Genomic DNA, 26,856 nt, shown 5'->3' on the forward strand with positions numbered 1-26,856 from the left:
CAGGCGATATACGGCGCCGGACCCGAGCGGGTCCGGCGCCGTATCGCATACCGGCAGGTAGTGAGTGGCTGGCTAAAAACTTTTGTTCGGTTCCTACAACGGTCCCCGCTCAGGCTTCGGCCGTTACGACATGGCGCCGCCCGCGCATAGGCGGAAAGGTGAGGCGAGCCGGGGGCATCGCCGCGCCCGGCGCGCCACCGTGGGTCAACCGAAGGGGACGGTCACGTGTTCACCCGTGTCGCCATCGTCAACCGTGGTGAGGCCGCGATGCGGCTCATCCACGCGGTCCGGGAACTGGCCGCGGAGACCGGCAGCCGGATCGAGACCGTCGCGCTGTACACCGACGTCGACCGTACCGCCACCTTCGTCCGCGAGGCGGACGTCGCCTACGACCTGGGCCCCGCGTCGGCCCGCCCGTACCTCGACCTCAAGGCCCTGGAGCGCGCGCTGGTCGAGACCGGCGCGGACGCCGCGTGGGTGGGCTGGGGTTTCGTGGCCGAGGACCCGGCGTTCGCCGAACTGTGCGAGAAGATCGGCGTGACGTTCGTCGGACCGAGCCCGGACGCCATGCGCAAGCTCGGCGACAAGATCGGCGCGAAGCTGATCGCCGAGGAGGTCGGCGTGCCGGTCGCGCCGTGGAGCCGCGGCGCGGTGGAGAGCCTGGACGACGCGCTGCGCGCGGCGGCCTCGATCGGCTACCCGCTGATGCTCAAGGCGACCGCCGGTGGCGGCGGGCGCGGCATCCGGGTGATCCGCAGCGACGCCGAGCTGGCCGACGCCTACGAGCGCACCAGCCAGGAGGCGGCTCGCGCGTTCGGCAGCGGCGTGGTGTTCCTGGAGCGCCTGGTCACCGGCGCCCGGCACGTCGAGGTCCAGGTGATCGCCGATGGACAGGGCACCGCGTGGGCGCTCGGCGTACGGGACTGCTCGGTGCAGCGGCGCAACCAGAAGGTGATCGAGGAGTCCGCGTCGCCGGTGCTGAGCCCCGAGCAGACCGCGGAGCTGAAGGCGTCGGCGGAGCGGCTGGCGGTCGCCGTCGGCTACCGGGGCGCGGCCACAGTCGAGTTCCTCTACCACCCGGGCGACCGGCTGTTCGCGTTCCTGGAGGTCAACACGCGCCTGCAGGTCGAGCACCCGATCACCGAGTCCACCACCGGGTTCGACCTGGTCAAGGCGCAGCTGCACGTGGCCGGCGGCGGCCGGCTCACCGGCGAGCCGCCGGTCGAGCGCGGCCACGCGATCGAGGCCCGGCTCAACGCCGAGGACCCGGACCGCGACTTCGCACCCTCCCCCGGCCGGATCACCCGGCTCGACCTGCCCGCCGGGCCGGGTATCCGGGTCGACACCGGGGTCAGCGAGGGCGACACCATCCCGGCCGACTTCGACTCCATGATCGCGAAGATCATCGCGTACGGCCGGGACCGGGACGAGGCGCTGGGCCGCCTGCGCCGGGCGATGGCGAACACCATTGTGGTCATCGCCGGCGGCGCGACGAACAAGAGCTTCGTGCTCGACCTGCTCGACCAGCCCGAGGTGATCGACGCCAGCGCGGACACCGGCTGGATCGACCGGGTGCGCGGCGAGGGCCGCCTGGTCGCGCACCGGCACTCCGCCGTCGCGCTGGCGGCAGCCGCGATCGAGGCGTACGAGGAGGACGAGACCGCCGAACGGCAGCGGCTGCTGTCCACCGCGGCCGGTGGACGCCCGCAGGTGCAGCACCGCAGCGGCCGGCCGCTGGACCTGAAGCTGCGCGGCGTGACCTACCGGATGCGGGTGGCCCGGGTCGGCGCGCACCGGTTCCGGGTCGGTGTCGAGGCCGGTGGCGACGTGCGCACCGCCGACGTCGAGCTGGACCGCTTCGACCGGCACACCGGTCAGATCGCCGTCAACGGCGCCCGGTTCCGCCTGCTCACCGACACCCACGGCCCGGTGCACCTGGTCGAGGTGGACGGCGTGACGCACCGGGTCAGCCGCGACGAGGGCGGCGTGCTGCGCTCCCCCATGCCGGCGCTGGTGGTCGCCACGCCGCTTCAGGTCGGCGCGGAGGTCGAGGCCGGCGCGCCGGTGCTGGTGCTGGAGGCGATGAAGATGGAGACGGTGCTGCGGGCGCCGTTCCGGGCCCGCCTCAAGGAGTCGTCGGTGGCGGTGGGCACCCAGGTGGAGGCCGGGGCGCCGCTGCTGCGCCTGGAGCCGGTCGCGGAGGACGACGCCGAGGCGGCCGCCGGGCCGGCCGGACCGGCTGTCGAGCTGGACCTGCCCACCGCGCCCGCCGACGTGCCCGCGCGGTCCCGCGCCGAACGCGGCCAGGAGGACCTCTGCTCGCTGCTGCTCGGCTACGACGTGGACCCGCACGACGAGCGCCGGGTGCTCGACGACTACCTGGACGCGCGGCGGGCGGCCACGGAGGCCGGGCACCGGCCGCTGGCCGAGGAACTGGAACTGGTGAACGTCTTCGCCGACCTGGCCGAGCTGAGCCGTAACCGGCCCGGCGGCGACGACGGGCCGGGCGGGCACGTGCACAGCGCCCGCGAGTACTTCCACACCTACCTGCAGAGCCTCGACGTCGAGCGGGCCGGTTCCCCGGAGTCGTTCCGGGCCCGCCTGGCCAAGGCGCTCGCCCACTACGGCGTCACCGAGCTGGACCGCTCGCCCGAGCTGGAGGCCGCGGTCTTCCGGATCTTCCTGGCCCAGCAGCGGGCCGCCGCGGACGCCGCGGTGATCGCCGCGCTGCTGCGCTCCTGGCTGCGCGAGCCGCCGCCGGACGAGGCGCTGCGCGAGCCGGCCGGTCTCACGCTGGAACGCCTCGTCGCGGCCACCCAGGTCCGCTTCCCGGTGGTCGCCGACCTGGCCCGGGGCGTGGTGTTCGCCTGGTTCGCCCAGCCGCTGCTGCGCCGCAACCGGGCCCGCGTCTACGCCCAGGTCCGCACCCACCTGCGGCACCTCGACGCGCAGCCGGACGCGCCGGACCGCGCCGGGCGGATCGCCGAGATGGTGCGCAGCACCGAGCCGCTGGTCCGGCTGCTCGGTCAGCGCCTGGTCCGCAACGACCTGGACAACGCGGCCATGCTGGAGGTGCTGACCCGCCGGTACTACGGCAACAAGGCGCTCACCGAGGTCCGCACCCGCACCGCCGGTGGCTGCACGTTCGTGGTGGCCGGGCGGGACGGGTCGAGTGTCGTCTCGGCCGCCGTCCGCTTCGACGCGCTCGGCGACGCGCTGCGCGGCCTGGCCGAGGTGGCCCGGGACTGCGAGGCCGTCGACGCGGACGTCTACCTGGCCTGGGAGAACCAGCCCGAGGACCTGGACGCCGCCGCCGCCGCGCTGCTGGACGTGGTGAACGCACACCCGCTGCCGCAGCAGGTACGCCGCCTCACCACCACCGTCGCCGGGCGCGGCGGCGCGGTGATGCACCACCACGTCACGTTCCGTCCGGCCGAGGGCGGCGGGATGGCCGAGGAGCGGCTGATCCGCGGCCTGCACCCGTACATCGCGCAGCGGATGCAACTGGAACGGCTGCGCGAGTTCGACCTGACCCGGCTGCCCTCGCTGGACGAGGAGGTCTACCTGTTCCAGGCGGTCGCCCGGCAGAACCCGTCCGACCAGCGGCTGGTCGCGTTCGCGCAGGTACGTGACCTGACCGAGCTGCGGGAGCAGGACGGCCGCCTGGTGGCGCTGCCGACCACCGAGGACACGGTGACGGCCTGCATCGACTCGATCCGCCGGGCGCAGTCGCGGCGGCCGTCGAAGTCGCGGTTCCCGACCAACCGGATCGTCGTCTACGTGTGGCCGCCGAGCGAGCTGACCCGCGAGGAGATGGAGCTGATCGCCGGCCGGGTACGCCCGACCACCGTGGGCGCCGAGCTGGAGGAGATCCTGTTCATCGCCCGGCAGCGCGACCGGCGTACCGGCGAGCTGACGAAGGTCGGCGTGCGGATCACGTTCGACGCCACAGGGCACGCGCAGCTGACAGTGGGCGAGCCGCCGTCCGAGCCGGTCGAGCCGCTTGACGACTACCGGTTGAAGGTGCTGCGGGCGGCCGGCCGCAACACGGTGTACCCGTACGAGCTGACCGGCCTGCTGGGCGACTTCGTCGAGCACGACCTGGACGCCGGTCACGCGCTGGTGCCGGTGGACCGGCCGAAGGGCCGCAACACCGCGGCGATCGTGGCCGGTGTGGTGACCACGCCGACACCGCGGCATCCGCAGGGCGTGACCCGGGTGGTGCTGCTCGGCGACCCGACCAAGTCCCTCGGCGCGCTGTCCGAGCCGGAGTGCCGGCGGGTGATCGCCGCGCTGGACCTCGCGCAGCGGATGGGCGTGCCGCTGGAGTGGTACGCGTTGAGCGCCGGCGCCCGCATCTCGATGACCTCCGGCACCGAGAACATGGACTGGGTGGCCGCGGCGCTCAAGCGCATCGTCGAGTTCACCCAGGACGGCGGTGAGATCAACATCGTGGTGGCGGGCATCAACGTCGGCGCCCAGCCGTACTGGAACGCCGAGGCGACGATGCTCATGCACACCAAGGGCGTGCTGGTCATGACGCCGGACTCGGCGATGGTGCTCACCGGCAAGCAGTCGCTCGACTTCTCCGGCGGTGTCTCGGCCGAGGACAACTTCGGCATCGGCGGCTACGACCGGGTGATGGGCCCGAACGGGCAGGCGCAGTACTGGGCGCCGAGCCTGCCGGCCGCGCGGGACGTGCTGATGGCGCACTACGACCACACGTACGTCGCGCCGGGCGAGGACGCGCCGCGCCGGGCCGTCACGATGGACCCGGTGGACCGGGACATCTGCGGCTACCCGCACGCGGTGGCCGGCAGCGACTTCGCCACGGTGGGCGAGATCTTCTCCGCCACCGCGAACCCGGACCGGAAGAAGCCGTTCGACATCCGTACCGTGATGCGGGCGCTCGCCGACCAGGACCACCCGGTGCTGGAGCGGTGGGCCGGCATGGCCGACGCGGAGACGGCTGTGGTGCAGGACGTGCACCTCGGCGGCATCCCGGTGTGCCTGCTCGGCATCGAGTCCCGCTCGGTGCCCCGGCACGGCTTCCCGCCCACCGACGGCCCGGACACGTACACCGCGGGCACGCTGTTCCCGCGCTCGTCGAAGAAGGCCGCGCGGGCGATCAACGCGGCCAGCGGCAACCGGCCGCTGGTCGTGCTCGCCAACCTCTCCGGCTTCGACGGTTCGCCCGAGTCGATGCGCAAGCTGCAACTGGAGTACGGCGCGGAGATCGGCCGGGCGATCGTCAACTTCCGCGGCCCGATCGTGTTCTGCGTGATCTCGCGCTACCACGGCGGCGCGTTCGTGGTGTTCTCCAAGGCACTCAACCCGGACATGACGGTGCTGGCGATCGAGGGGTCGTTCGCCTCGGTGCTCGGTGGCGCGCCCGCCGCCGCCGTGGTGTTCGCCGGCGAGGTCGCCGCCCGTACGGCCGCCGATCCCCGGGTACGCGACCTGGAGGCGAAGGTCACCGCCGCGGCCGGCACCGAGCGGGCGGCGCTCACCGCCGAGCTGGACGAGCTGCGCTCGTCGGTGCGGGCGGAGAAGCTGGGCGAGGTGGCCGCCGAGTTCGACCGGGTGCACAGCATCCAGCGGGCGGTCGAGGTCGGTTCGGTCGACGCGGTGATCCGCGCCGCCGAGCTGCGTCCCCGCGTCATCGAGGCGATCGAGGCGCGCCTGCGCTGACACGTTGCACCGCCGGGCGGCGGGCGGGCCTTCGGGTCCGCCCGCCGTTTCGCGTGCGCCGGTCCTTGACGGGCCTGCCGCCGCATGGTGTGCTCAATCGGTAATGGAAACCGTGTTCGTTAGCGATGACGGAGGACCCATGTCGCTCACCGTTCCGCCCGCCCTGCTGCACGCCGCCGAGACCGGTCCCGTGGACGAGGAGGCGTTCGTCGCCTGCGTCCGCGACTCCCTGCCGTACGCCTGGGAGACGGTCAGCCGGGTGGCCGCCGACCTGGCCGCGTCCGACGCCGAGTTCGCCGACAACGTGGTGCCGCCGCCGGGCGACGCCGAGCGCGGGCAACTGCTGCGCGCGATGGCCAGCGACGCGATCCGCGCCGGCCTGGAACGGCACTTCGGGGTGACGTTGGCGTTCCAGAACTGCCACCGGGTGGCGGCGTTCCGCCCCGGCGCGGCCGGCTCCGAGGCGTACCGCCGGTTCACCTCCAGCCGCGGCCAGTTGCTGAACCAGTCACCGGCACTGCGCAACTGCTGACGGCGACGCGCCGCGGGCGGGTCACCGCCCGCGGCGGCTCAGGCGGCGCAGCGGTCGCAGGTGCCGAAGATCTCCAGGGTGTGCCCGACGTCGGTGAAGCCGTGCTGCGCGGCGACCTGGTCGGCCCACCGCTCCACGGCCGGGCCGGCCACCTCCACGGCCCGGCCGCAGCGGCGGCAGACCAGGTGGTGGTGATGGCGGCTCTGGCTGCACCGCCGGTAGAGGTGCTCGCCGCCGGGCAGCCGCGCCGAGTCGATCTCGCCGTTGTCGACGAGCATCTGGAGCGTCCGGTACACCGTGGTGAGGCCGACCTTCGCCTGCCGCTGGACGAGCATCTGGTGCAGCTGCTGCGCGCTGTGGAAGCCGTCCAACTCCCGCAGCAGCGCCAGCACCTCGGCGCGCTGACGGGTGTTGCGGGTCGCCCCGGTCGTCGCCTGGGTCACCGTCGCCTCCCTCGTCCGGGCGCCCGCCCGGCACCCTCGTCCGGCCGCGGCCGCGCCCGGCGCGCCACGTGACACCCGGAACCATTATGCCTTCCGGGCGCACCGCCGATCCCGGGTCCGTGACGGCCCGCCGCCCGGGGTGTGACATGCCCGACCGCCCCGGCCGGAACTATCCGGCGTACCGCGCCGACAAACGGTACGAACACCGGATCTTCGAGGGGACGACGTCATGCCCAGCACCACCAGCCGCCGGTTCCTGCGCGCGGCGGCCCTGATCGGCGCCGCCGTGCTCGCCGCGTCGGTCACCGCCTGCGGATCCTCCGGCACGCCGTCCGCCGCCACGTCGGCGTCGGCCTCGGCGTCCGCCTCGGCGTCGGCGGCGGCGAGCGCGGCGGCGGGCGTGCTCACCGTCCGCGACCCGTGGGTGAAGGCCGCCGACAAGGGCATGACCGCCGCGTTCGCCACGCTCGCCAACGACGGCGACACCGACGTCACGATCACCGGCGTGACCACCGACGTGTCCCGGGCCGAGATCCACGAGATGGCCATGACCGACGGGAAGATGGCGATGCGGCTGAAGCAGGGCGGCGTCGTGGTCGCCGCCCGCTCCCAGGCCGCCCTGGAACCCGGCGGCGACCACCTGATGCTGATGGACCTGACCCGCCCGGTGCGCCCCGGCGACCAGCTCGACATCACGCTCACCTTCGCCGACGGCCGTACCCAGACGTTCACCGCCGTGGCGAAGCCGTTCACCGGCGCCCAGGAGAGCTACGCGCCCGGCCACGGCCCGAGCCCGGCGTCATGACCGGCAGGCGGGTGAGCCGGCGCGGCCTGCTCACCGGAGGCGCGATGGCCGCCGGGGGCGCGCTGGCCGGCGCCGGCGCCCTCACCGCCGTCCGTTCCGGCACTCCCGGGGTACGCCCCGGCGACGCCGTCCCGGTGGCTCAGGTCGGCAGCGCGGTCGAGCCGTTCCACGGCGTCCGGCAGTCCGGGGTCACCACCGACCCGCAGGCGCACGCGGCGTTCGTCGCGTTCACGCTGCGCCCCGGCACCGACCGGGCGGCGCTCGGGCGGATGCTGCGGCTGCTCTCCGACGACGCGGCCCGGCTCACCCAGGGCCGCCCCGCGCTGGCCGACACCGAGCCGGAACTGAGCCTCCTGCCGGCCCGGCTGACCGTCACGTTCGGCTTCGGCCCCGGGCTCTACGCCGCCGCCGGGCTCGACGACCGGCGGCCCGCCTCGGTGGCCGAGCTACCCGCGTTCGGCATCGACCGCCTGCAACCCCGCTGGTCCGGCGGGGACCTGCTGCTCCAGATCTGCGCCGACGACCCGCTCACAGTCGCCCACGCCCAGCGGGTCCTGGTCAAGGACAGCCGTCCGTTCGCCGCCGTCCGCTGGGTGCAGCAGGGCTTCCGCCGGGCGGCCGGCGCCGAGCCGGGGCGTACCCAGCGCAACCTGTTCGGGCAGCTCGACGGCACCGCCAACCCCAAGCCCGGCACGCCCGCGGACACCGCGGTGTGGGTGACCGACGGACCGGACTGGTTGCGGGACTCGACCACGCTCGTGGTGCGGCGGATCAGCATGAACCTGGAGACCTGGGACCTGCTGGGCCGCGCCGACCGGGAACTCGCCGTGGGGCGGCGCATCGACACCGGCGCGCCGCTGACCGGCCGGGCCGAACACGACGAGCCGGACTTCGCCGCGCTCGGCCCGGACGGGCTCACCGTGATCCCCGACTTCTCGCACCTGACCCGCGCCCGCGTCACCGACGACCGGCAGAAGATCCTGCGCCGGCCGTACAACTACGACGGCGTGCCGACCCCGGAGGGGACCGCGGACAGCGGGCTCGTCTTCGCCTCGTACCAGGCCGACATCGCCCGGCAGTTCCTGCCCGTCCAGCGCCGGCTCGCCGAGCGCGACCTGCTCAACGAGTGGACCACCCCGATCGGCTCCGCCGTGTTCGCCGTACCGCCCGGCTGCCCCGAGGGCGGCTGGATCGGCTCGCAACTGCTCGGCTGACCACCACAGGAAGGCGCGTCATGCGTACCCGTTCCGTCACCGCGCTGCTCGCCGCGGCCCTCACCGCGCTGCTGCTGGTCCCGGCCACGCCCGCGGCGGCCCACAACTCGCTCCAGGAGGCCACCCCGGCGCGCGACGCCCGGCTCACCGCCGCGCCCACGCAGGTCACGCTGCGGTTCCTGCAGGGGCTGAACCCCTCCTTCACCACCATCACGGTCAGCGACGCGGCCCAGCGCACGGTGCCCACCTCCGCACCGGCGGTGGACGGCGCCACCGGCACGGTGACGATCGACGAGCCGCTGGGCAACGGCACCTACACCGTCGCGTACCGGGTGGTCTCCCGCGACGGCCACCCGGTCCAGGGTTCGTACCGCTTCACAGTGGCCGACCCGGCGGCGCCCGCACCGTCGGCTCCCGCGTCGGCGGCTCCCACGCCGACGGCGGTTGCCGCGTCGGCCGGCGTGGACGGCGCGGACGAGCCGGATGCCTCGGGCGCGCGGTCCGGCGACGACGGCCCGCCGGTCGCGCTGCTGGCGGGTGGGGCGGTCGCCGGGCTGCTCGTGATCACCGGAATCGTGCTGCTGGTCGCACGCCGGGCGCGCGCTCGCCGAACGGACCACTGACGACCGGACCTCGCACGGCGGGGCCGGGCCACGGGTGAGGGGCCGCTACCGCCTCAGCGGGCGGGCGGCGGGCCGACGCTGCGGCGCGGCACCAGCGTCGGCGCGATCGTCTGCCGCAGCGGCCCGACGGTCTGCGACTCGATCTGGGCCAGGAGCAGGTCCAGGCTCGCCGCGGCGACAGCGCCGAAGTCCGGCCGGACGGTGGTCAGCGGCGGGATGAAGTACGCCGCCTCGGGCACGTCGTCGAACCCGACCACGCTGATGTCGTCGGGAACCCGGCGGCCGTGCTCGTGCAGCGCCCGCAGCACGCCCAGCGCCAGGTGGTCGTTGGCGGTGAAGACGGCGGTGACCTCCGGCATCCGGGCCAGCATCTGCCCACACCGGTAGCCCGCCGCCGCCGACCAGTCGGCCGGGACCAGCGGCGGGATCTCGGCTCCCGCCTGCCGCAGCGCCTCGCGCCACCCCTCGATGCGGCCGGCGCTGTCGAACCAGTCCGACGGGCCGGACACGTGCCACACCGTGCGATGCCCGGCGGCGAGGAGGTGCTCGGTGGCGGCCCGGGCGCCGGCGACCTGGTCGACTGTGACCAGCGGGATCGGTCGCCGCGGGTCGCCGTCGACAGTCACCAGCGGTACGTCCTGGGGCAGCCGTTCCAGCGCCTCCCCGGCGGACTCGACCGGGGCGATCACCACGATGCCGGCGACCCGGTGTGCCAGGTGCCGTTCCACGGCGGCCGAGATGGAGCGGTGGTCGAGGTCGCGGACGCTGCCGACGCTCACCGCGAAGCCGGCCTCGGCGGCGGTCTGCTCCAGCGCCGCGAGCAGCGACGCCGGGCCGTAGAGCGTGGTGTTCTGCGCGACCACGCCGATCACCTGGGACCGGCCGGTCACCAGCGCGCGGGCCGCGCGGTTGGGCCGGTAGCCGAGTTCGGTGATGGCGGCCTGCACCCGTAACCGGGTCTGCTCACGCACGTTGGGATGCCCGTTGAGAACCCGGGAGACCGTCTGGTGCGACACCCCGGCGAGGCGGGCCACGTCCGTCATCGCAGGACCGCGCACGGCCACCTCACTTTCGCCACTGCCCGCGGCCACACCCGGTCGATCTCGACCGGACCGTCCCGGGTGGCGACAGTCTACGCCAGCGGTCCCATCGGTATCGGCACCGTTGATCGCCCGTTCCCGCCGTGGCGGGGCGATATCGGGGAATCGACAGGCGGCTCATTCCCTTCCGTTACGCAGTGGCACGAACAGGCAGCTCGGAGCGGGTGGAATTGCGCCCGGGGTGCGGCATTTCCGGCGATTGCCGGAGCCGCACCCCGGGTTGTCGAAGATGTGTCAACGGCCGCGAATGGTGACCGTTGTCACGGTGTCGTCAGGGAGAACTGCCGCACCGTCACCGCGCCGCCGAGGGATTGGGTGGCGTAGTTGAAGAAGCCGAACCGGTAGCCCATGAAGAACTGCCATGCGTTGTTGAGCGTCAGCGCGTTACCGAGCGACACGAAGTTCACCCCGTCGGTGCTGTAGGAGAACCGCGCCTGCCGGCCCGAGCCGGGCCGGATGTCGGCGTTCACCCGCAGCCAGATCCGCCCGCCGGACACCGCCGCACTGGCGATCTCCGTCCCGGTGCTCGTGGTGTTCCAGTTCGAGCCCGTGGTCAGGCCGTTCGTCATCACCACGCGGGTGGCGCCGTTGTCCCGCCGTACGCCGATCCAGGCCGAGCTGTCCCGCAGCATCGCCAGGCCGGCCCGGTCACCGTCGCGCATGGTCGAGTAGTCCAGCTCGATCGTGCCGGTCGAGGTCGGACCCTGGATGCGGTGGGTGAGCGTGTTGCGGGCCCGGTACAGGTCGTTCGTGACGGTGGCGGTCTGCAACCGCAGGCCGTTGTTCACCGACCATCTGCTGTTGTCCGGGTTGTGGTTCCACTCGTACTGCACGCCGAGCGTGGTGCCGGAGAACGTGTCGGTGCCGGTGAGCGGCTTGACCGGGCGGGTCGGCAGCGGGTTGGGGTAGCTCGCGCCCCAGGCGCCGTTGACGGTCTGCACCTGCGGCCAGCCGTCGGAGGTCCAGGTGATCGGCGCCAGCGTCGGCATCCGGCCGCCCGGGTACGCGTCGGTGAACGCCATGTAGTACCAGGCGCCCGTCTGCGTCTGCACCAGCCCGCCCTGGTGCGGCACGCCGCCACCGGAGATCGGGCCGGGCAGGTTGAGCAGCACCTGCCGCTGCTCGTACGGGCCGAACGGGCCGTTCGTGGACTTCGACACGTACTGGCCGTTGGCCGGCCGGGTCAGCCAGATGTAGTACGCGCCGTTGCGCTTGTAGAAGCGCGCGCCCTCCAGCGTGCCGATGCTCGACGGCGTCTGGTAGACCTGCTGGGCCCGGACCTGGCTGCGCCCGTCGGCGGAGAGCTGGGCCACGCTGATCGTGCCGTTGCCGTACGCGACGTACATGGTGTCGTTGTCGTCGATCAGCATGCCGGCGTCGTAGTAGCAGTTGGGGATGGTGGTCAGGCGGTTCCACGCGCCGTCCACGGCGGTGGCGGTGTAGATGTGGGTCTGCGCGAAGTCGATGCACCCGGCCCAGTAGAACGTGCGGTTGCTCGGCCGGTAGTTCAGCGTCGACGCCCAGATGCCGTCCACGTACGCCTGCTCGCTGGCGCTCAGGTCGTACTTGGTGCCGAACTCCAGCCGTGGCACCGAGTGCCCGGCGAACTCCCAGTTCACCAGGTCCCAGGAACGCAGCACCGGCGCGCCGGGCGAGTAGTGCATGGTGGAGGCGGACATGTAGTAGACGTCGCCCACCCGGATGATGTCGACGTCGGCGAAGTCCTGCCAGACGGCCGGGTTGGTGAAGCTGCCGCCCGGGTTGCCCGGGTTGCCGGGGTTGTCGCCGACGCGGACGAGCTGCCACTGCTGGTTCGCGCCGTTCCAGTCGTCGTACTGGACGATGTTACCGCCGTCGGCGGTGGAGGCGTTCTGCACCTCCATCACCTTGTTCGAGTTCCGGTTGATCAGCCGGACGTACCCGCTGTCGGAGTCGGCCAGCCGGAACTGCTGGTTGGTGCCGCCGTGGTCCGTCCACTGCACCACCGCCACGCCGTTGGCTGTGGACGCGCCGGTCACGTCCAGCACCTTGCCGGAGTGCCGGGACCGCAGCCGGTAGTAGCCACCGCTGGAGTCCACGAACTGCCACTGCTGCCAGGCGCCGTCGTTGCGCGTCCACTGGGTGATCCGCGCCCCGTCGTTCGTCGCCTGGTTGTACAGGTCCAGCGCCTTGCCGCTGTTGCGGTTCACCAGCACGTAGTAGGCGCTGGTGTCCACTGTGGCAGCCGATACCGGCGCGGGCACGGCGCCCACCACCACGCCGCCGACAAGCAGTGCCACCACCCCGGCCAGCAACCGGGACAGGCGTCCACGTCCACGGGACAGTCGAGCCGTCACCACGATCCTCCTTCGTCGACCGGAGCCCGGGCACGGCAGTACGCTCCGACGACGGCAGCGTTATCGCTAACAGCGATGCCCACCCAGGCGGGAGTCGGATCCCTGGCAACTGCGGCGCAGATCGCGCCCGGAACGGCCCGCGAGCGGTGCCGGTGACCCTATCCATCGACTGTGAGCGATAACATGCCGTTCGTCAAGGCGTAACACGGACCCCGCCGCACGGGCGGCCCGAGGCGGCCCGTGGCGGCTCAGAAACCCCGGGCGAGCCGGTAGTACGCCTGGTTCCAGCGCAGCTCGTCCGCGAAGCGGTGGGGGCGCGTCTCGGCGTCGATGACCACCAGCTCGGTCCGGGCCATCGCGGCCAGGTCGCGCAGCTCCTCCATGCCGACGGCCTGGGAGAGGACGGTGTGGTGCGGCCCGCCCGCGGTGATCCACGCCTCCGCCGAGCCGGCCAGGTCGGGCTGCGGACGCCACACCGCGCGCGCCACCGGCAGCCGGCGCAGCGGGTGCGGCGGCGGCACCACGTCCACCGCGTTGGCGACCAGCCGGAACCGCTCCCCCATGTCCACCATGCCCAGCACGACCGCCGGGCCGGGCGCGGCGTCGAAGACCAGGCGTACCGGGTCCTCCCGCCCGCCGATGCTCAGCGGGTGCACCTCCGCGCTGGGTACGTCGGCGGCGATGCTCGGGCACACCTCCAGCATGTGCGCGCCGAGGATCAGCTCCTGACCGAACGTCAGGTCGTAGGTGTAGTCCTCCATGAACGAGGTGCCGCCCGGCACGCCGACGGCCATCGCCTTGAGCGTGTGCACCAGCACCGAGGTCTTCCAGTCCCCCTCGCCGCCGAAGCCGTAGCCGTCGGCCATCAGGCGCTGCACCGCGATCCCGGGGAGCTGGCGCAGTCCGCCGAGGTCCTCGAAGTTCGTGGTGAACGCCCGGAAACCGCCGGCGTCGAGGAAGGCACGCAGGCCCAGCTCCTGGCGCGCCGCGTACCGCAGCGAGTCGTGCCGGTCCCCGCCGGGCCGCAGCTCGGACGCGACGCGGAAGGTGTCGTCGTACTCCTTGACCAGGTCGTCGACCTGCGCGTCGGGCACCTGGTCGACGGCGGCGACCAGGTCGTTGACGCCGTAGGTGTTGACCGAGACGCCGAAGCGCAGCTCCGCCTCGACCTTGTCCCCCTCGGTGACCGCGACGTCGCGCATGTTGTCGCCGAAGCGGGCCAGCCGCAGCGTCCGCACCGCCGACCAGCCGATCGCGGCGCGGGCCCAGGCCGCGACCCGCCCGACGACCCGGGGGTCGGTGACGTGCCCGGCGACGGTCTTGCGCGCCACCCCGAGCCGGGTCTGGATGAACCCGAACTCCCGGTCGCCGTGCGCGGCCTGGTTGAGGTTCATGAAGTCCATGTCGATGTCGTCCCACGGCAGCGCCACGTTGGCCTGCGTGTGCAGGTGCAGCAGCGGCGTGCGCAGCGCGTCCAGCCCGGAGATCCACATCTTGGCCGGGGAGAACGTGTGCATCCAGGCGATCACCCCGACCGCGCCCTGCGCGGCCGCGTCCCGGCAGGCGGCGAGGATGTCCGCGCTGGAGGTGAGGACCGGCTTCCAGACCACGCGTACGGGGATGTCCGGCGACTCGTCCAGGCGCGCGGCGATCTGCCGGGACTGCTCGGCGACCTGCCGCAGGGTGTCCTCGCCGTAGAGGCCCTGGCTGCCGGTGAGGAACCAGACCTCGGGCTGGGGGTGAGTTGCCATGTTGTTGCCTTCCGCGCTAGGAACCGTCACTTGAACCGGATGCCGATGAGGCGCTGGAGGAGGATGAACGCGAACAGCAGGCCACCGATCACGATCTTGGTCCACCAGGAGTTGAGGCTGCCGTCGAACGTGATCAGCGTCTGGATCACGCCCAGCACCAGCACGCCGAGCACGGTGCCGAAGACGTACCCGGAACCGCCGGTGAGCACGGTGCCGCCGATCACCACGGCGGCGATCACGTCCAGCTCCATCCCGACGGCGATCAGCGGCGCGCCGGAGAGCGTGTAGAACGACAGCAGGATGCCGCCGATCGCCGAGCAGAGCCCGCTGATCGTGTAGACGGCGATCCGGGTCCGCGCCACCGGCAGGCCCATCAGCAGCGCCGACTGCGCGTTGCCGCCGACCGCGTACACGTTGCGGCCGAACCGGGTGTACGCCAGCACGTACGCCGCGATCAGCACCACCGCGAACGCGATCAGTACGCTGATCGACACGAAGTTGCCGGCCGGGTCGCCGATGCGCTGCTGCGACATCGAGGTCCAGAAACCGTCGGTGATGGAGATGGAGGCGTCGCTGATGAACGTGCACATGCCCCGGGCGAAGAACATCCCGGCGAGTGTCACGATGAACGGCTGGATCTCGAAGAAGTGGATCGCGCAGCCCATCAGAAACCCGAGCGTCGGGCCGATCAGCAGCGCGATCACCAGCACCAGGGCCGCGGGCAGGCCGTCGCGCAGCAGCGCGGCCGACACCATCGCGGTCATCGCCACCACCGAGCCGACGGACAGGTCGATGCCGCCGGTGAGGATCACGAACGTCATGCCGACCGCGACGACGAGCAGGAAGCCGTTGTCGATGAAGACGTTGAAGACGACCTGGACGTTGGAGAAGGCGCGGTACTGGGACACGCCGATGCCGTACATGACCAGCAGCAGGGCGAGCGTGGCCAGCACCGGGACGTGCCGGCGGGGCAGGCTGGGCCGCCAGGACCGGCCGGTGGTCAACGACGTGCTGCTCATGCCGGCACCTGCTCCTTCTCCCGCTGCGGTGCCGCCGGGCCGGGTTCGGTCCCGCGCCGTCGCCGGCGCAGCCGGGCCCGGAACGCCGGGGCCTGGACGAGGCAGACGGCGATGACGACGACCGCCTTGAACAGCAGCGACGTCTGCGGCGAGATGTTCATGGCGTACACGGTGGTGGTCAGGGTCTGGATGATCAGCGCGCCGAGGACGGTGCCGCCGAGGGAGAACCGGCCGCCGGCCAGTGAGGTGCCGCCGATGACGACCGCCAGGATCGCGTCGAGTTCGATCCACAGGCCGGCGGCGTTGCCGTCGGCGCTGGAGACGTTCGCGGTGACCATGAAACCGGCGAGCGCGGCGCAGACGGCGCTGATCACGTAGACGAGGAAGACGATGCGCCGCGACCGGATGCCGGCGAGCCGGCTGGCCTCGGCGTTGCCGCCGACCGACTCGACGATCAGCCCGAGCGCCGTGCGGCGGGTGAACGCGGCCACGAGCAGCGCGGCGGCGAGCGCGATCAGGACGGCCAGCGGCAGCGTCAGGAAGTGCCCGAGCCCGATCGCCCGGTACGGACCGGAGTTGATCGTGATGATCTGGCCCTCGGTGACCAGCTGGGCGATGCCCCGCCCGGCCACCATGAGGATCAGCGTGGCGATGATCGGCTGGATGCCGATGACCGCCACGAGTATCCCGTTCCAGGCGCCGAGCACGAGCGCGGCGCCGAAGGCCAGGGCCAGCGCGGTGGCCACCGTGGCCGGGCTGTTCTGATCGGCCGCCCCGCTGATGTGCAGGCAGGCGATCGCGCCGCTGATCGCGCAGAGCGAACCGACCGACAGGTCGATGCCGCCGGTGGCGATGACGAGCGTCATCCCGAGCGCGACCAGGATCAGCGGCGCGCTCAGCCGGAGGATGTCGATCGGCGTGCCGTACAGGTGGCCGTTCTTGACCTCGACGGCGAGGAAGCCGGGACGGTAGACGGTGTTCGCGGCGATCATGACCACGAGCACGAGCGCCGGCCAGAACAGGCGGTGGCCGGTCAGCGGGCGGAGGCGGTCGGCGACGGCGGTCATGGGGTCACCTCCTCCCGGGGCGTTCCACTGGCGATGGTGCGCATGACGCGGTCGGCGTCGAGCGTGTCGTCGTTGTCGAGCTGGGCGACCATCTCCCGGTCGCGCATGACCGCGACCCGGTGGCTCAGGCGCAGCACCTCCTCCAGCTCGGCGGAGATGAACAGCACCGCCATCCCGCCGTCGGAGAGCTGCACCACCAGCTTCTGGATCTCGGCCTTGGCACCGACGTCGATGCCGCGGGTCGGCTCGTCCAGGATCAGCAGGCGCGGCTCGGTGATCAGCCAGCGGGCCAGCAGCACCTTCTGCTGGTTGCCGCCGGACAGGTTGCGAACCGGCAGTTCCGGGTTGGCCGGGCGGATGCTCAGCGCCTCCACGTACCTGCGGACCAGTTCGTCCTGGCGGCGGCGCGGGATCGGACGCAGCCAGCCGCGCGCGGCCTGCATCGCCAGGATCATGTTCTCCCGTACCGTCAGCTCCGGAACGATGCCCTCGGCCCGGCGGTTCTCCGAGCAGAACCCGACGCCCTGGCCGATGGCCTGCATCGGGTTGCGCACGGGCGCCCGGCCGCCGTCGAGCCGTACCTGGCCGTGGTCGGCCCGGTCGGCGCCGAAGATCAGCCGCGCCACCTCGGTCCGGCCGGAGCCGAGCAGGCCGGCCAGGCCGACCACCTCACCGGCGTGGATGCGGAGGCTGAACGGGGCGACAGCGCCACGCCGGCCCAGTTCGGCGGCGTCCACGAGCGGGGCCTCGCCACCGGCGTCGACTGTGGCGCGCTTCTGCTGCTCGTCGAGCCGCTCCAGCACGTCCAGCTCCTGGCCGATCATCTTCTCGACCAGGCTGAACTGCGGCAGCTCCTCGGTGCGGTACTCCCCCACGAGCGTGCCGTTGCGCAGCACCGTGATCCGGTCGGCGATGCCGTAGACCTGGTCGAGGAAGTGGGTGACGAACAGGATCGCGATCCCCTCGTCACGCAGCTGCCGCATGATCCGGAACAGCTGCGCCACCTCGCCGGCGTCCAGACTGGAGGTCGGCTCGTCCAGGATCAGCACCCGGGCCTGCACGTCGATCGCGCGGGCGATGGCGACCATCTGCTGCACCGCGAGCGAGTACGAGCCGAGCGGCGCGGAGACGTCGAGGTCGAGATCGAGCCGGGCCAGCAGGTCGCGGGCCCGGCGGCGCATCTCGCCCCAGCGCACCGCGCCGAGCCGGCGGGGCTCCCGGCCGATGAAGACGTTCTCCGCCACCGACAGGTTGGTGCAGAGGTTGACCTCCTGGTAGACGGTGCTGACACCGGCCGCTGCGGCCTGCATCGGACCGGTGAACGAGACCTGCTCGCCGTCGAGCGTGACGACGCCCGCGTCGGTCCCGTAGACGCCGGTCAACACCTTGATCAGGGTGGACTTGCCGGCGCCGTTCTCGCCCATCAGGGCGTGGACCTCGCCCGGGAACAGCCGGAAGTCGACGTCGCGCAGTGCGCGGACCCCGGGGAAGGTCTTGCTGATGCCGGTCATGGTCAGGACCGGACGGTTACCCGTCATCCCATCGGACCTCTTCTTCGACGGTGGTGGTACGGGGGCCGCCGTCGGTTGCGACGGCGACCCCCGGGTGACTCAGTACTTGCGGTTGGGCAGTGCCTCCTTGGCCTGCTCCTGGGTGAACGTGGTCTCCTCGGTCTCGATCCGGGCGGGCACCTCCTCGCCGGCCTTGACCTTCTTGACCAGGTCCATCAGCTGCGGGCCGAGCAGCGGGCTGCACTCGGCGATGAAGTTGAACTTGCCGTCCGCGAGGGCCTGCATGCCGTCCTTCACCGCGTCGACGGTGATGATGGTGATGTCCTTGCCGGGCTCCTTGCCCGCCGCGGTGATCGCCTCGAGCGCCCCCAGGCCCATGTCGTCGTTGTGCGCGAAGAGCACGTCGATCTTCGGGTTGGCCTTGAGGAACTGCTCCATCACCTGCTTGCCGCCGGCGCGGGTGAAGTCACCGGTCTGCGAGGCGACGATCTTCAGGTTCGGGTTGGCGGCGATGGCCTCGGCGAAGCCCTTCTTCCGGTCGTTGGCCGGCGCCGAGCCGGTCGTGCCCTGAAGCTCCACGATGTTGACCGGGCCGGACGCCGCCTTCTTCTGCTCCACCAGCCACTCGCCGGCGAGGCGGCCCTCCTTGACGAAGTCCGAGCCGAGGAACGTCTTGTAGAGCGACTTGTCGGCCGAGTCGACGGCGCGGTCGGTCAGGATCACCGGGATCTTGGCGTCCTTGGCCTCCTTGAGCACGGTGTCCCAGCCGGACTCCACCACCGGCGAGAAGGCGATCACGTCGACCTTCTGCTGGATGAAGTTGCGGATCGCCTTGATCTGGTTCTCCTGCTTCTGCTGGGCGTCGTCGAACTTCAGCTCGATGCCCGCCTCGGCCGCCGCCTCCTTGATCGAGGTGGTGTTGGCGGTGCGCCAGCCACTCTCGGCGCCCACCTGGGAGAAGCCCAGGACGATCTTGTCGTTGCCGTCGCCGGAACCGCCGCCGGTGTCGCTGTTGCCGCACGCGGCCATGCTGGCGGCGAGCAGCACGCCGGCGAACGCCGCGATGACAGTGCGTGCCGTGCTCCTGCTTCTCATCGATTCTCCTCCGGGGGTTGGATGTTCCGGGCGCGCGACCGGCGGAAACCGGAGCGGCCCGGATGTGGTGGTGGGGGGTGCGCGGCGCGGTCCGGGGTCAGTGCGCCGACGGGCGTTGGCCGTACACGTTCTGGTAGCGGTCGTAGAGCGAGTCGATGTCGGCCGGCGCGATCGGCACCGGCCGGCCGAGCGCGCGGGCCAGGTGTGCGGTGCGGGCCACGTCCTCGCACATCACCGCGGCCTTGACCGCCGCCCGGGCGTCGCGGCCGATGGTGAAGACGCCGTGGTTGCGCATGAGCACCGCCGGTGAGCGGTGCCCGGACAGCGTGCTGACGATGCCCTTGCCGATGTCGTCGCCGCCGATCAGCGCGAACGGCCCGATCGGGATCTCCCCGCCGAACTCGTCGGCCTGCGCGGTCAGCCAGCACGGGATCGCCTCGCCGCGGGCCGCCCAGGCGGTGGCGTACCCGCTGTGCGTGTGCACGACGCCGCCGACCTCGGGCATCGCGCGGTAGACGTAGGCGTGCGCGGCGGTGTCGCTGGACGGGGCGCCGTCGCCGTCGACGACCGTGCCGTTGAGGTCGCAGACCACCATGGCCCCGGCGGTCAGGTCGTCGTAGTCGACGCCGCTGGGCTTGATGACCATCAGGTCCTGACCGGGTACGCGGGCCGACACGTTGCCGGCGGTCCAGGCCACCAGGTCGTAGCGGGTCAGTTCGCGGTGCAGACGGGCCACCGTCTCGCGTAGCGCGTTGACCTGGCTGTTCATCCGACCACCTCCAGGGTCGCGGCGGTACGGTCCGCGGCGGCGTCGACCGCCGCGTTGCGGATCGCCCGCAGGCGGAGCATGACGTCGTTCGCGCCGCGGCCGAAGTGGTCGTGCAACGCGCGGTACTCGGCGTACAGGGCGTCGTAGGCCCGCACGTTCTCCGGTACGGGCCGGTAGACGGCCTCGTCGATGCGCCCCATCGCGGCGGACGCCTCGTGGATCGTCGGGTACGCCCCAGCGGCGACAGCCGCGTGGATGGCCGAGCCGAGCGCCGGGCCCTGGGCGGAGCCGATGATGCTCAGCGGCCGGTTCGTGACGTCGGCGTAGATCTGCATGAGCAGCCGGTTGGAGGTGAGACCACCGGCCACCACCAGGTCGTCGACCGGCACCCCGGCCTGCCCGAACGCCTCGACGATCATCCGGGTGCCGTACGCGGTCGCCTCCAGCAGCGCGCGGTAGACGTCCGGCGGCCGGGTGGCCAGCGTCAGCCCGACGATCATCCCGCTGAGGTCGTGGTTGACCAGCAGGGACCGGTTGCCGTTCCACCAGTCCAGCGCCACCAGCCCGTGCGCGCCGACCGGCTGGGCGCCGGCGGCCTCGGTGAGCCGCTCGTGCGAGTCGAACCCCGCCGGGGCGGCGTGGCGGACGAACCAGCCGAAGATGTCCCCCACCCCGCTCTGCCCGGCCTCGAAGCCCCAGGCGCCGGGGCTGATGCCGCCGTCGACCACGCCGCACATGCCCGGCACCTCGGCCGGGTGGGTGCCGTTGAGGACGTGGCAGGTGGAGGTGCCCATGATGGCGACCAGCCGGCCGGGCCGCAGCGCCTGGGCCGACGCGGCGGTGACGTGGGCGTCGACGTTGCCCGCCGCGACCGCGATGCCCTCGGGCAGTCCGGTCCAGGCCGCGGCGCGGGCGCTGAGCGTGCCGGCCCGCGCGCCCAGCGGCAGCAGCGGACCGTCCAGCTTGGTCACGAAGTCGGCGAATCCGGGGTCGAGCGCGGCCAGGTAGTCCGGCGACGGGTAGCGGCCGTCCTGCCGGATGCCCTTGTAGCCGGCCGTGCAGACGTTGCGGGTCTCGGCGCCGCACAGCTGCCAGACGATCCAGTCGGCGGCCTCGATGAAGCGCTCGGCCCGCCGGTAGACCTCCGGGTCCTCCTCCAGGATCTGCAGGCCCTTGGCGAACTGCCATTCCGCGGAGATCTTGCCGCCGTAGCGGCCGAGCCACGGTTCGCCGCGTTCTTCCGCCAGCGCGTTGATCCGGTCGGCGTGCGGCTGCGCGGCGTGGTGCTTCCAGAGCTTCACCCAGGCGTGCGGGCGGTCGCGCAGTTGCGGGATCTCGCACAGCGGTGTGCCGTCGGCGAGCGTCGGGAGCACGGTGCAGGCGGTGAAGTCGGTGCCGATGCCCACCACCCGGGACGGGTCCACGCCGGCTTCGGCGAGCGCGGCCGGCACCGCGTGGCGCAGCACGTCGCGGTAGTCGTCCGGGTCCTGGAGGGCCCAGTCCGGGGGCAGCGCCGGGCCGCCGTCGGGAAGCGCGGTCTCGATGACCCCGCGCCGGTACTCGTGCACCGCCGTACCGAGTTCGGCGCCGTCCCGGACGCGGACCACGAGCGCCCGCCCGGACAGCGTGCCGAAATCGACACCGATCACGTACCGGTCGGACGCGTCCACTTCGCTCATTTGCACCTCCGCCGTGTCACGGAGTTAGTGTTAGCGCTCACATATACATCCGTCAAGACACCTCCGGGCAACAGCTACGTAACGAGGAACCACCCTCGCCGGACCACCGCGGCCGGGCGGCACGGACCGGCGGGGCCGCACCCGGAGGAGATCCACACGGACGCGCTCCCGGTCCGGCCCCCGAGTCCCGGCGAGCGCCTTGTTAGCGACAACAATCAATGCCTTAGTGGATCGTCGTGCCGCCGCGATCGGCGCGGCGGGCCCCCGGCCCGCGGAGAGAGCCTCCCGAGGTCGCAAAGCGCCCCTCAGCGGCACTTTTCCCGGCGCCTACACCCGCGCGAACGGTCGCCGACACGGGCCGGGCGGACCGTCACGCTATTTACAGGGTTTGATGTCAGCGATAACATTCTCGCCATCCCTGCTTCGTGGCGCCGCCGTCCGGGAAACCCCGGCGCCGCAGCCGGGCGGCGACGCGGACGGCGACCCCGTCGACCGCCGGACCCACCACCCACGAGCGCCCGCCGGTGACCGGCCGGCCCCTCTCCACTGCCGTGCCGCGTACGTCCCCGCGCACCCCGGGCGACGCCGCGCGATCGGCGGGCCGCTCCCAACCGGACGCCGGCACGGCCGGCGCCCGGCGACCGAGGAGGATCAGTGCGCAGATGGACCCGACGGACGCTCGCCGTCCTGGGCGTCGCGGCGGTGGCGCTCGCCGCGACAGTCACCGACCAGGCCGTGGCCCCGCGTCCCGCCCGGGCGCTGGACAACGGCGTCGCCCGTACCCCGCCGATGGGGTGGAACACCTGGAACACCTTCGGCTGCAACATCAACGAGACCCTCATCCGCCAGACCGCCGACGCGATCGTCAGCAACGGCCTGCGCGACCTCGGGTACAAGTACGTCGTCGTGGACGACTGCTGGTTCGACCCGAACCGGGACTCGCAGGGCAACCTCCAGGCGCACCCGCAGCGGTTCCCCAGCGGGATGAAGTCGCTCGGTGACTACCTGCACGCCCGGGGCCTGCTGTTCGGCATCTACCAGGTGCCGCTGGACAAGACCTGCGCCCAGGTCGGCGGCGCGTTCCCCGGCGCCACCGGCAGCCTCAACCACGAGTACCAGGACGCGCGGCAGTTCGCCGCCTGGGGCGTGGACTACCTGAAGTACGACTGGTGCTCGTCCACCGGCACGATCAACGACCAGGTGGCGCGGTTCGGCATCATGCGCGACGCGCTGGCCTCCACCGGCCGGCCGATCGTCTACAGCATCAACCCCAACAGCTACCACGCCAAGACCGGGCCGCAGCGCAACTGGAGCGACGTGGCGAACCTCTGGCGGACCACCGAGGACATCACCAACGCGTGGAACACCGGTCAGACGAACGGCTACCCGATGGGCATCCAGAACATCGTCGACGTCACGGTGCCGCTGGCCGGGTACGCCGCGCCCGGCGGGTTCAACGACCCGGACATGCTCGAGGTCGGCCGAGGGGGCATGAACGACACGGAGATGCGCAGCCACTTCGCGCTCTGGGCGGTCCTGGCCGCGCCGCTGATGATGGGCAACGACGTACGGTCGGCGAACGCGGCCACGCTGGCGATCCTGCGCAACGCGAACCTGGTCGCGATCAACCAGGACACGCTCGGCCGTCAGGCGGCCCAGGTCTCCTTCGACGGCACCCGGCGGGTGCTGGCCAAGCCGCTGGCCAACGGCGACGTGGCGGTCGCCCTGTTCAACCAGGGCAGCTCGACCACCACGGTCTCCACCACCGCGGCGGCGGTGGGCAAGAGCGGCAGCTCGTTCACGCTGCGCGACGCGTGGACCGACGCCACCTCCACCAGCACCGGCACGATCTCCGCCAGCGTGCCCGCGCACGGCACCGTGGTCTACCGGGTCAGCGGGGGCGGCACCACCACGCCGCCGCCGGTCCCGACCACGTTCCGGCTGCGCAGCGAGTCGTCCGGCCGGTGCCTCGACGTGGACAACGCCGGCACCGCGAACGGCACCGGGACGCTGGTCTGGGACTGCCACAACAACGCCAACCAGCAGTTCACCGCCAGCGGACAGGCGTTGCAGGTGCTGGGCAAGTGCCTGGACGTGCCGACGAACGCGACGGCCGGCACCCGGGTGCAGATCTGGGACTGCAACGGCGGCACCAACCAGCAGTGGACCGTCAACGGCAACGGCACGGTGAGCAACGGGCGCTTCCCGTCGCTGTGCCTGGACGTCGACAACGCGGGCACCGCCAACGGCACCCGGGTGATCGTCTGGACCTGCCACGGCAACGCCAACCAACGGTGGAGCCGGGCGTGAGCGGCTACGGCCGGTGAACGGCGGCCGGCCGGACGAAGGGGCGAGCGTCCGGCCGGCCGTCACCGGGCGCCGGCGGCCCGGCGCTTGTTCCAGATGTCGAACGCCACCGCGACGAGCAGTACCAGGCCCTTGACCACCGACTGGACGGACTGGTCGACGCCCATGAGCTGCATCCCGTTGCTCATCACCGCCATGATCAGGCCACCCACCATGGCGCCGACCACGGTGCCGACGCCACCGGTGACGGCCGCGCCGCCGATGAACGCCGCCGCGATCGCGTCCAGCTCGAACATGTTGCCCGCCGCCGGCTGGGCCCCGTTGGACCGGGACGAGTAGATGACGCCCGCCACGGCGGACAGGAAGCCCATGTTGACGAAGATCCAGAAGTTGACCCGCTTCACCCGTACGCCGGACAGCATCGCCGCGGGCAGGTTGCCGCCGATGGCGTACACCTGGCGGCCGAACACCGTACGGCGGGTGAGCAGGCCGTAGACGAGCACGAGCACGGCGAGCACGATCAGCACGATCGGCAGGCCCCGGGCGTGGGCGAGCTGCCAGGCGAACCACATGACCACGGCGCCGACCACCACGATCCGCAGGACGAACAGCGGGAACGACTCCACCGGCTGCTCGTGGCGCACCCGGGCGATCCGGGTCCGGAACACGCTCACCGCGTACCCGACCACGGCGAAGGCGCCGCTGAACAGCGTGAAGGCGTCGTAGCCCTGGCCGCCCAGCAGACCGTTGAGGAACCCGGCGGCGACCCGCTGGTACTCCTCTGGGAACGGCGACAGCGAGATGTTGTCCAGCACGCGCAGCGTCAGACCCCGGAACAGCAGCATGCCGGCCAGGGTGACGATGAACGCCGGGATGCCGGCGTACGCGACCCAGAGCCCGTGCCACGCACCGACCGCGACGCCCACCGCGAGCGCGGCCAGGACGCCCGCCCACCAGGGCATGCCCTCGCGGATGACGAGCACCGCGGAGACCGCTCCGGTGAGCGCCACCACCGATCCCACGGACAGGTCGATGTGGCCGCCGATGATCACGATGACCATGCCGATCGCGAGCACCAGGATGTAGGAGTACTGGAGGACGATGTTCGTCAGGTTGCCGGGGCTCAGCGAGACGCCGTCGGTGAGGACCGCGAACAGCGCCACGATCACCACCAGGGCGATGTAGATGCCGCTCTGCCGGAGGTTGCCCAGGATCAGCGCGCGCGGATCGCTGGTGCCGGTGTGCAGGGTCGCCGCCGCGCCGGTGTCCGGCGCGGCGATCTTCGTGGCGGGGGGAGGCTTCGTGCTGGTCATCGGACGAGATCCCTGTCCTTGGTCATGAGTTCCATCAGGTTCTCCTGGGTGGCCTCGGCCACCGGCATCTCCCCGGTGATGCGGCCGGCCGCCAGGGTGTAGATGCGGTCGCACATGCCGAGCAGCTCGGGCAGTTCGGAGGAGATGAGCACGACGGCCTTGCCGTCGGCCACCAGCCGGTTGACGATCGTGTAGATCTCGAACTTCGCGCCGACGTCGATGCCCCGGGTCGGTTCGTCGAGGATCAGCACGTCCGGGTCGGTGAACAGCCACTTCGCCAGCACGACCTTCTGCTGGTTGCCGCCGGAGAGCTTGCCCACCACCGACATCACGGTCGGCGCCTTGATGTTCATGTCGCGCCGGCCCCGCTCGGCGACCTGGATCTCGCGGTTGCCGTCGATCCAGCCGTGCCGGGCCAGCTTGTCGAGCGCGGCGGCCGAGACGTTGCCCCGCACGTCGTCGATCAGGTTGAGGCCGTAGTGCTTGCGGTCCTCGGTGGCGTACGCGATGCCGTTGGCGATGGCCTCGGCGACAGTGCGCGCCCGTACCTCGCGGCCCTTGACGAACAGCCGCCCCCTGATGTCCCGGCCGTACGCCCGGCCGAACACGCTCATCGCCAGCTCGGTGCGCCCGGCGCCCATCAGGCCGGCGATGCCGACGACCTCCCCGGCCCGCACGTGCAGCGAGGCCCGGTCGACGACCAGGCGGTCCTGCGTCGGGTGGCGCACCGACCAGTCCTCGATGCGCAGCACCTCGTCGCCGGGGGTCACGCTGCGGGTCGGATAGAAGGCGGCCAGGTCGCGGCCGACCATGCCGCGGATGATCCGGTCCTGGGTGACGGCGCCGTCGGACATGTCCAGCGTCTCGACGGTACGGCCGTCGCGGATGACTGTGGTCGAGTCGGCGACGGCGGTGATCTCGCCGAGCTTGTGCGAGATCATGATGCAGGTGATGCCCTGGTCGCGCAGCCGGCGCATCAGGTCCAGCAGGTGCGCGGAGTCGACGTCGTTGAGTGCCGCTGTGGGCTCGTCGAGGATCAGCAGCCGTACCTTCTTGGACAGCGCCTTGGCGATCTCCACGAGCTGCTGCTTGCCGACACCGAGCTGGATGACCGGGGTGACCGGGTTCTCGTGCAGCCCGACCGACCGCAGCAGCGCCGCGGCCTCCGCGTTGGTCCGGTGCCAGTCGATGAGCCCGCCGCGGCCGCGGCGCTCGTTGCCGAGGAAGATGTTCTCGGCGATCGACAGGTAGGGCACCAGCGCGAGTTCCTGGTGGATGATGACGATGCCGCGGGCCTCGCTGTCCTGGATCCCCCGGAACCCGACCGGCTCGCCGTCGAAGACGATCTGGCCGTCGTAGCTGCCCGCCGGGTAGACGCCGGACAGCACCTTCATCAGGGTCGACTTCCCGGCGCCGTTCTCACCGCAGATCGCGTGGATCTCGCCACGCCGTACGGCGAGCGAGACGTCCTGGAGCGCGGTCACGCCCGGGAAGGTCTTCGTGATGCCACGCATCTCGAGGATGTGATCGCTCATGGATATCCGTCCTGCTCGTGGTCGTGGTGTCCGGAGCGGACGGGCCCGGTGGCGCGGGCGGCCGCC

18 protein-coding genes are annotated in these 26,856 nt (G+C 72.1%); 6 read left to right on the forward strand and 12 right to left on the reverse strand.

Annotated elements, in window-relative coordinates; genetic code table 11:
• Positions 1–225: 225 nt before the first annotated feature.
• Together ABD52_RS00885 and ABD52_RS00890 are read left to right on the forward strand one after the other, a co-directional pair.
• On the forward strand, positions 226–5,691 hold the full coding sequence (locus ABD52_RS00885; RefSeq protein ID WP_047890379.1) for a carboxyl transferase domain-containing protein: 5,466 nt from the start codon (positions 226–228) through the stop codon (positions 5,689–5,691).
• A 139-nt stretch (positions 5,692–5,830) separates the two neighbouring features.
• On the forward strand, positions 5,831–6,223 hold the full coding sequence (locus ABD52_RS00890) for an SCO5389 family protein (protein ID WP_013286816.1): 393 nt from the start codon (positions 5,831–5,833) through the stop codon (positions 6,221–6,223).
• Positions 6,224–6,261: 38 nt separating this feature from the next.
• On the opposite strand, the gene ABD52_RS00895 is transcribed toward ABD52_RS00890, so the two are convergent.
• Positions 6,262–6,666 (reverse strand): Fur family transcriptional regulator, encoded by a 405-nt coding sequence (locus ABD52_RS00895; RefSeq protein WP_013286817.1) that lies wholly within the window; start codon positions 6,664–6,666, stop codon positions 6,262–6,264.
• Between the two features lie 229 nt (positions 6,667–6,895).
• Here ABD52_RS00895 and ABD52_RS00900 point away from each other — a divergent pair, with 229 nt between their 5' ends.
• Genes ABD52_RS00900 through ABD52_RS00910 form a run of 3 tightly spaced genes read left to right on the forward strand, consistent with a single transcriptional unit; the run spans position 6,896 to position 9,308 of the window.
• The gene (locus ABD52_RS00900; protein ID WP_047890378.1) at positions 6,896–7,471 is read left to right on the forward strand and encodes a copper chaperone PCu(A)C; all 576 of its coding nucleotides are present in this window, start codon (positions 6,896–6,898) and stop codon (positions 7,469–7,471) included.
• Positions 7,468–8,685, forward strand: coding sequence for a Dyp-type peroxidase (locus ABD52_RS00905; protein WP_047890377.1), 1,218 nt, complete (start codon positions 7,468–7,470; stop codon positions 8,683–8,685). The genes ABD52_RS00900 and ABD52_RS00905 overlap by 4 nt, the downstream gene beginning before the upstream one ends.
• Positions 8,686–8,705: 20 nt before the next feature.
• Positions 8,706–9,308: a copper resistance CopC family protein gene (locus ABD52_RS00910; RefSeq protein ID WP_013476443.1), complete on the forward strand. Its 603-nt coding sequence runs from the start codon at positions 8,706–8,708 to the stop codon at positions 9,306–9,308.
• A 53-nt stretch (positions 9,309–9,361) separates the two neighbouring features.
• On the opposite strand, the gene ABD52_RS00915 is transcribed toward ABD52_RS00910, so the two are convergent.
• From ABD52_RS00915 to araB, 9 genes are all read right to left on the reverse strand, one after another.
• The gene (locus ABD52_RS00915) at positions 9,362–10,351 is read right to left on the reverse strand and encodes a LacI family DNA-binding transcriptional regulator (protein WP_030268480.1); all 990 of its coding nucleotides are present in this window, start codon (positions 10,349–10,351) and stop codon (positions 9,362–9,364) included.
• 317 nt (positions 10,352–10,668) lie between these two features.
• On the reverse strand, positions 10,669–12,744 hold the full coding sequence (locus ABD52_RS00920) for an RICIN domain-containing protein (RefSeq protein WP_047890438.1): 2,076 nt from the start codon (positions 12,742–12,744) through the stop codon (positions 10,669–10,671).
• A gap of 248 nt (positions 12,745–12,992) precedes the next feature.
• Positions 12,993–14,495 carry an L-arabinose isomerase gene (araA, locus tag ABD52_RS00925; protein WP_013286823.1) on the reverse strand — a complete coding sequence of 501 codons (1,503 nt, stop codon included), beginning with the start codon at positions 14,493–14,495 and terminating at the stop codon, positions 12,993–12,995.
• Between the two features lie 26 nt (positions 14,496–14,521).
• Positions 14,522–15,514 carry a galactofuranose ABC transporter, permease protein YjfF gene (gene yjfF, locus ABD52_RS00930; RefSeq protein WP_013286824.1) on the reverse strand — a complete coding sequence of 331 codons (993 nt, stop codon included), beginning with the start codon at positions 15,512–15,514 and terminating at the stop codon, positions 14,522–14,524.
• On the reverse strand, positions 15,511–16,581 hold the full coding sequence (locus ABD52_RS00935; RefSeq protein WP_047890375.1) for an ABC transporter permease: 1,071 nt from the start codon (positions 16,579–16,581) through the stop codon (positions 15,511–15,513). Before ABD52_RS00935 ends, yjfF begins: the two co-directional genes overlap by 4 nt.
• Positions 16,578–18,119 carry a sugar ABC transporter ATP-binding protein gene (locus ABD52_RS00940; protein ID WP_047890374.1) on the reverse strand — a complete coding sequence of 514 codons (1,542 nt, stop codon included), beginning with the start codon at positions 18,117–18,119 and terminating at the stop codon, positions 16,578–16,580. The genes ABD52_RS00935 and ABD52_RS00940 overlap by 4 nt, the downstream gene beginning before the upstream one ends.
• Before the next feature lie 72 nt (positions 18,120–18,191).
• The gene (locus ABD52_RS00945; RefSeq protein ID WP_013286827.1) at positions 18,192–19,187 is read right to left on the reverse strand and encodes an ABC transporter substrate-binding protein; all 996 of its coding nucleotides are present in this window, start codon (positions 19,185–19,187) and stop codon (positions 18,192–18,194) included.
• Between the two features lie 97 nt (positions 19,188–19,284).
• Positions 19,285–19,956 (reverse strand): L-ribulose-5-phosphate 4-epimerase, encoded by a 672-nt coding sequence (locus ABD52_RS00950; RefSeq protein ID WP_047890372.1) that lies wholly within the window; start codon positions 19,954–19,956, stop codon positions 19,285–19,287.
• Positions 19,953–21,635, reverse strand: coding sequence for a ribulokinase (araB, locus tag ABD52_RS00955; protein WP_047890371.1), 1,683 nt, complete (start codon positions 21,633–21,635; stop codon positions 19,953–19,955). Before araB ends, ABD52_RS00950 begins: the two co-directional genes overlap by 4 nt.
• Positions 21,636–22,289: 654 nt before the next feature.
• On the opposite strand from araB, the gene ABD52_RS00960 reads away from it, so the two are divergent.
• Positions 22,290–23,945 carry a glycoside hydrolase family 27 protein gene (locus ABD52_RS00960; protein ID WP_047890425.1) on the forward strand — a complete coding sequence of 552 codons (1,656 nt, stop codon included), beginning with the start codon at positions 22,290–22,292 and terminating at the stop codon, positions 23,943–23,945.
• A 59-nt stretch (positions 23,946–24,004) separates the two neighbouring features.
• On the opposite strand, the gene mmsB is transcribed toward ABD52_RS00960, so the two are convergent.
• Both mmsB and mmsA read right to left on the reverse strand, forming a co-directional pair.
• On the reverse strand, positions 24,005–25,255 hold the full coding sequence (mmsB, locus tag ABD52_RS00965) for a multiple monosaccharide ABC transporter permease (RefSeq protein WP_047890369.1): 1,251 nt from the start codon (positions 25,253–25,255) through the stop codon (positions 24,005–24,007).
• Positions 25,252–26,790 (reverse strand): multiple monosaccharide ABC transporter ATP-binding protein, encoded by a 1,539-nt coding sequence (gene mmsA, locus ABD52_RS00970; protein ID WP_047890368.1) that lies wholly within the window; start codon positions 26,788–26,790, stop codon positions 25,252–25,254. Before mmsA ends, mmsB begins: the two co-directional genes overlap by 4 nt.
• Positions 26,791–26,856 lie beyond the last annotated feature (66 nt).

It is taken from the genome of Micromonospora sp. RV43, assembly GCF_001029515.1.
GTDB classification, from domain to species: Bacteria; Actinomycetota; Actinomycetes; order Mycobacteriales; family Micromonosporaceae; genus Micromonospora; species Micromonospora aurantiaca.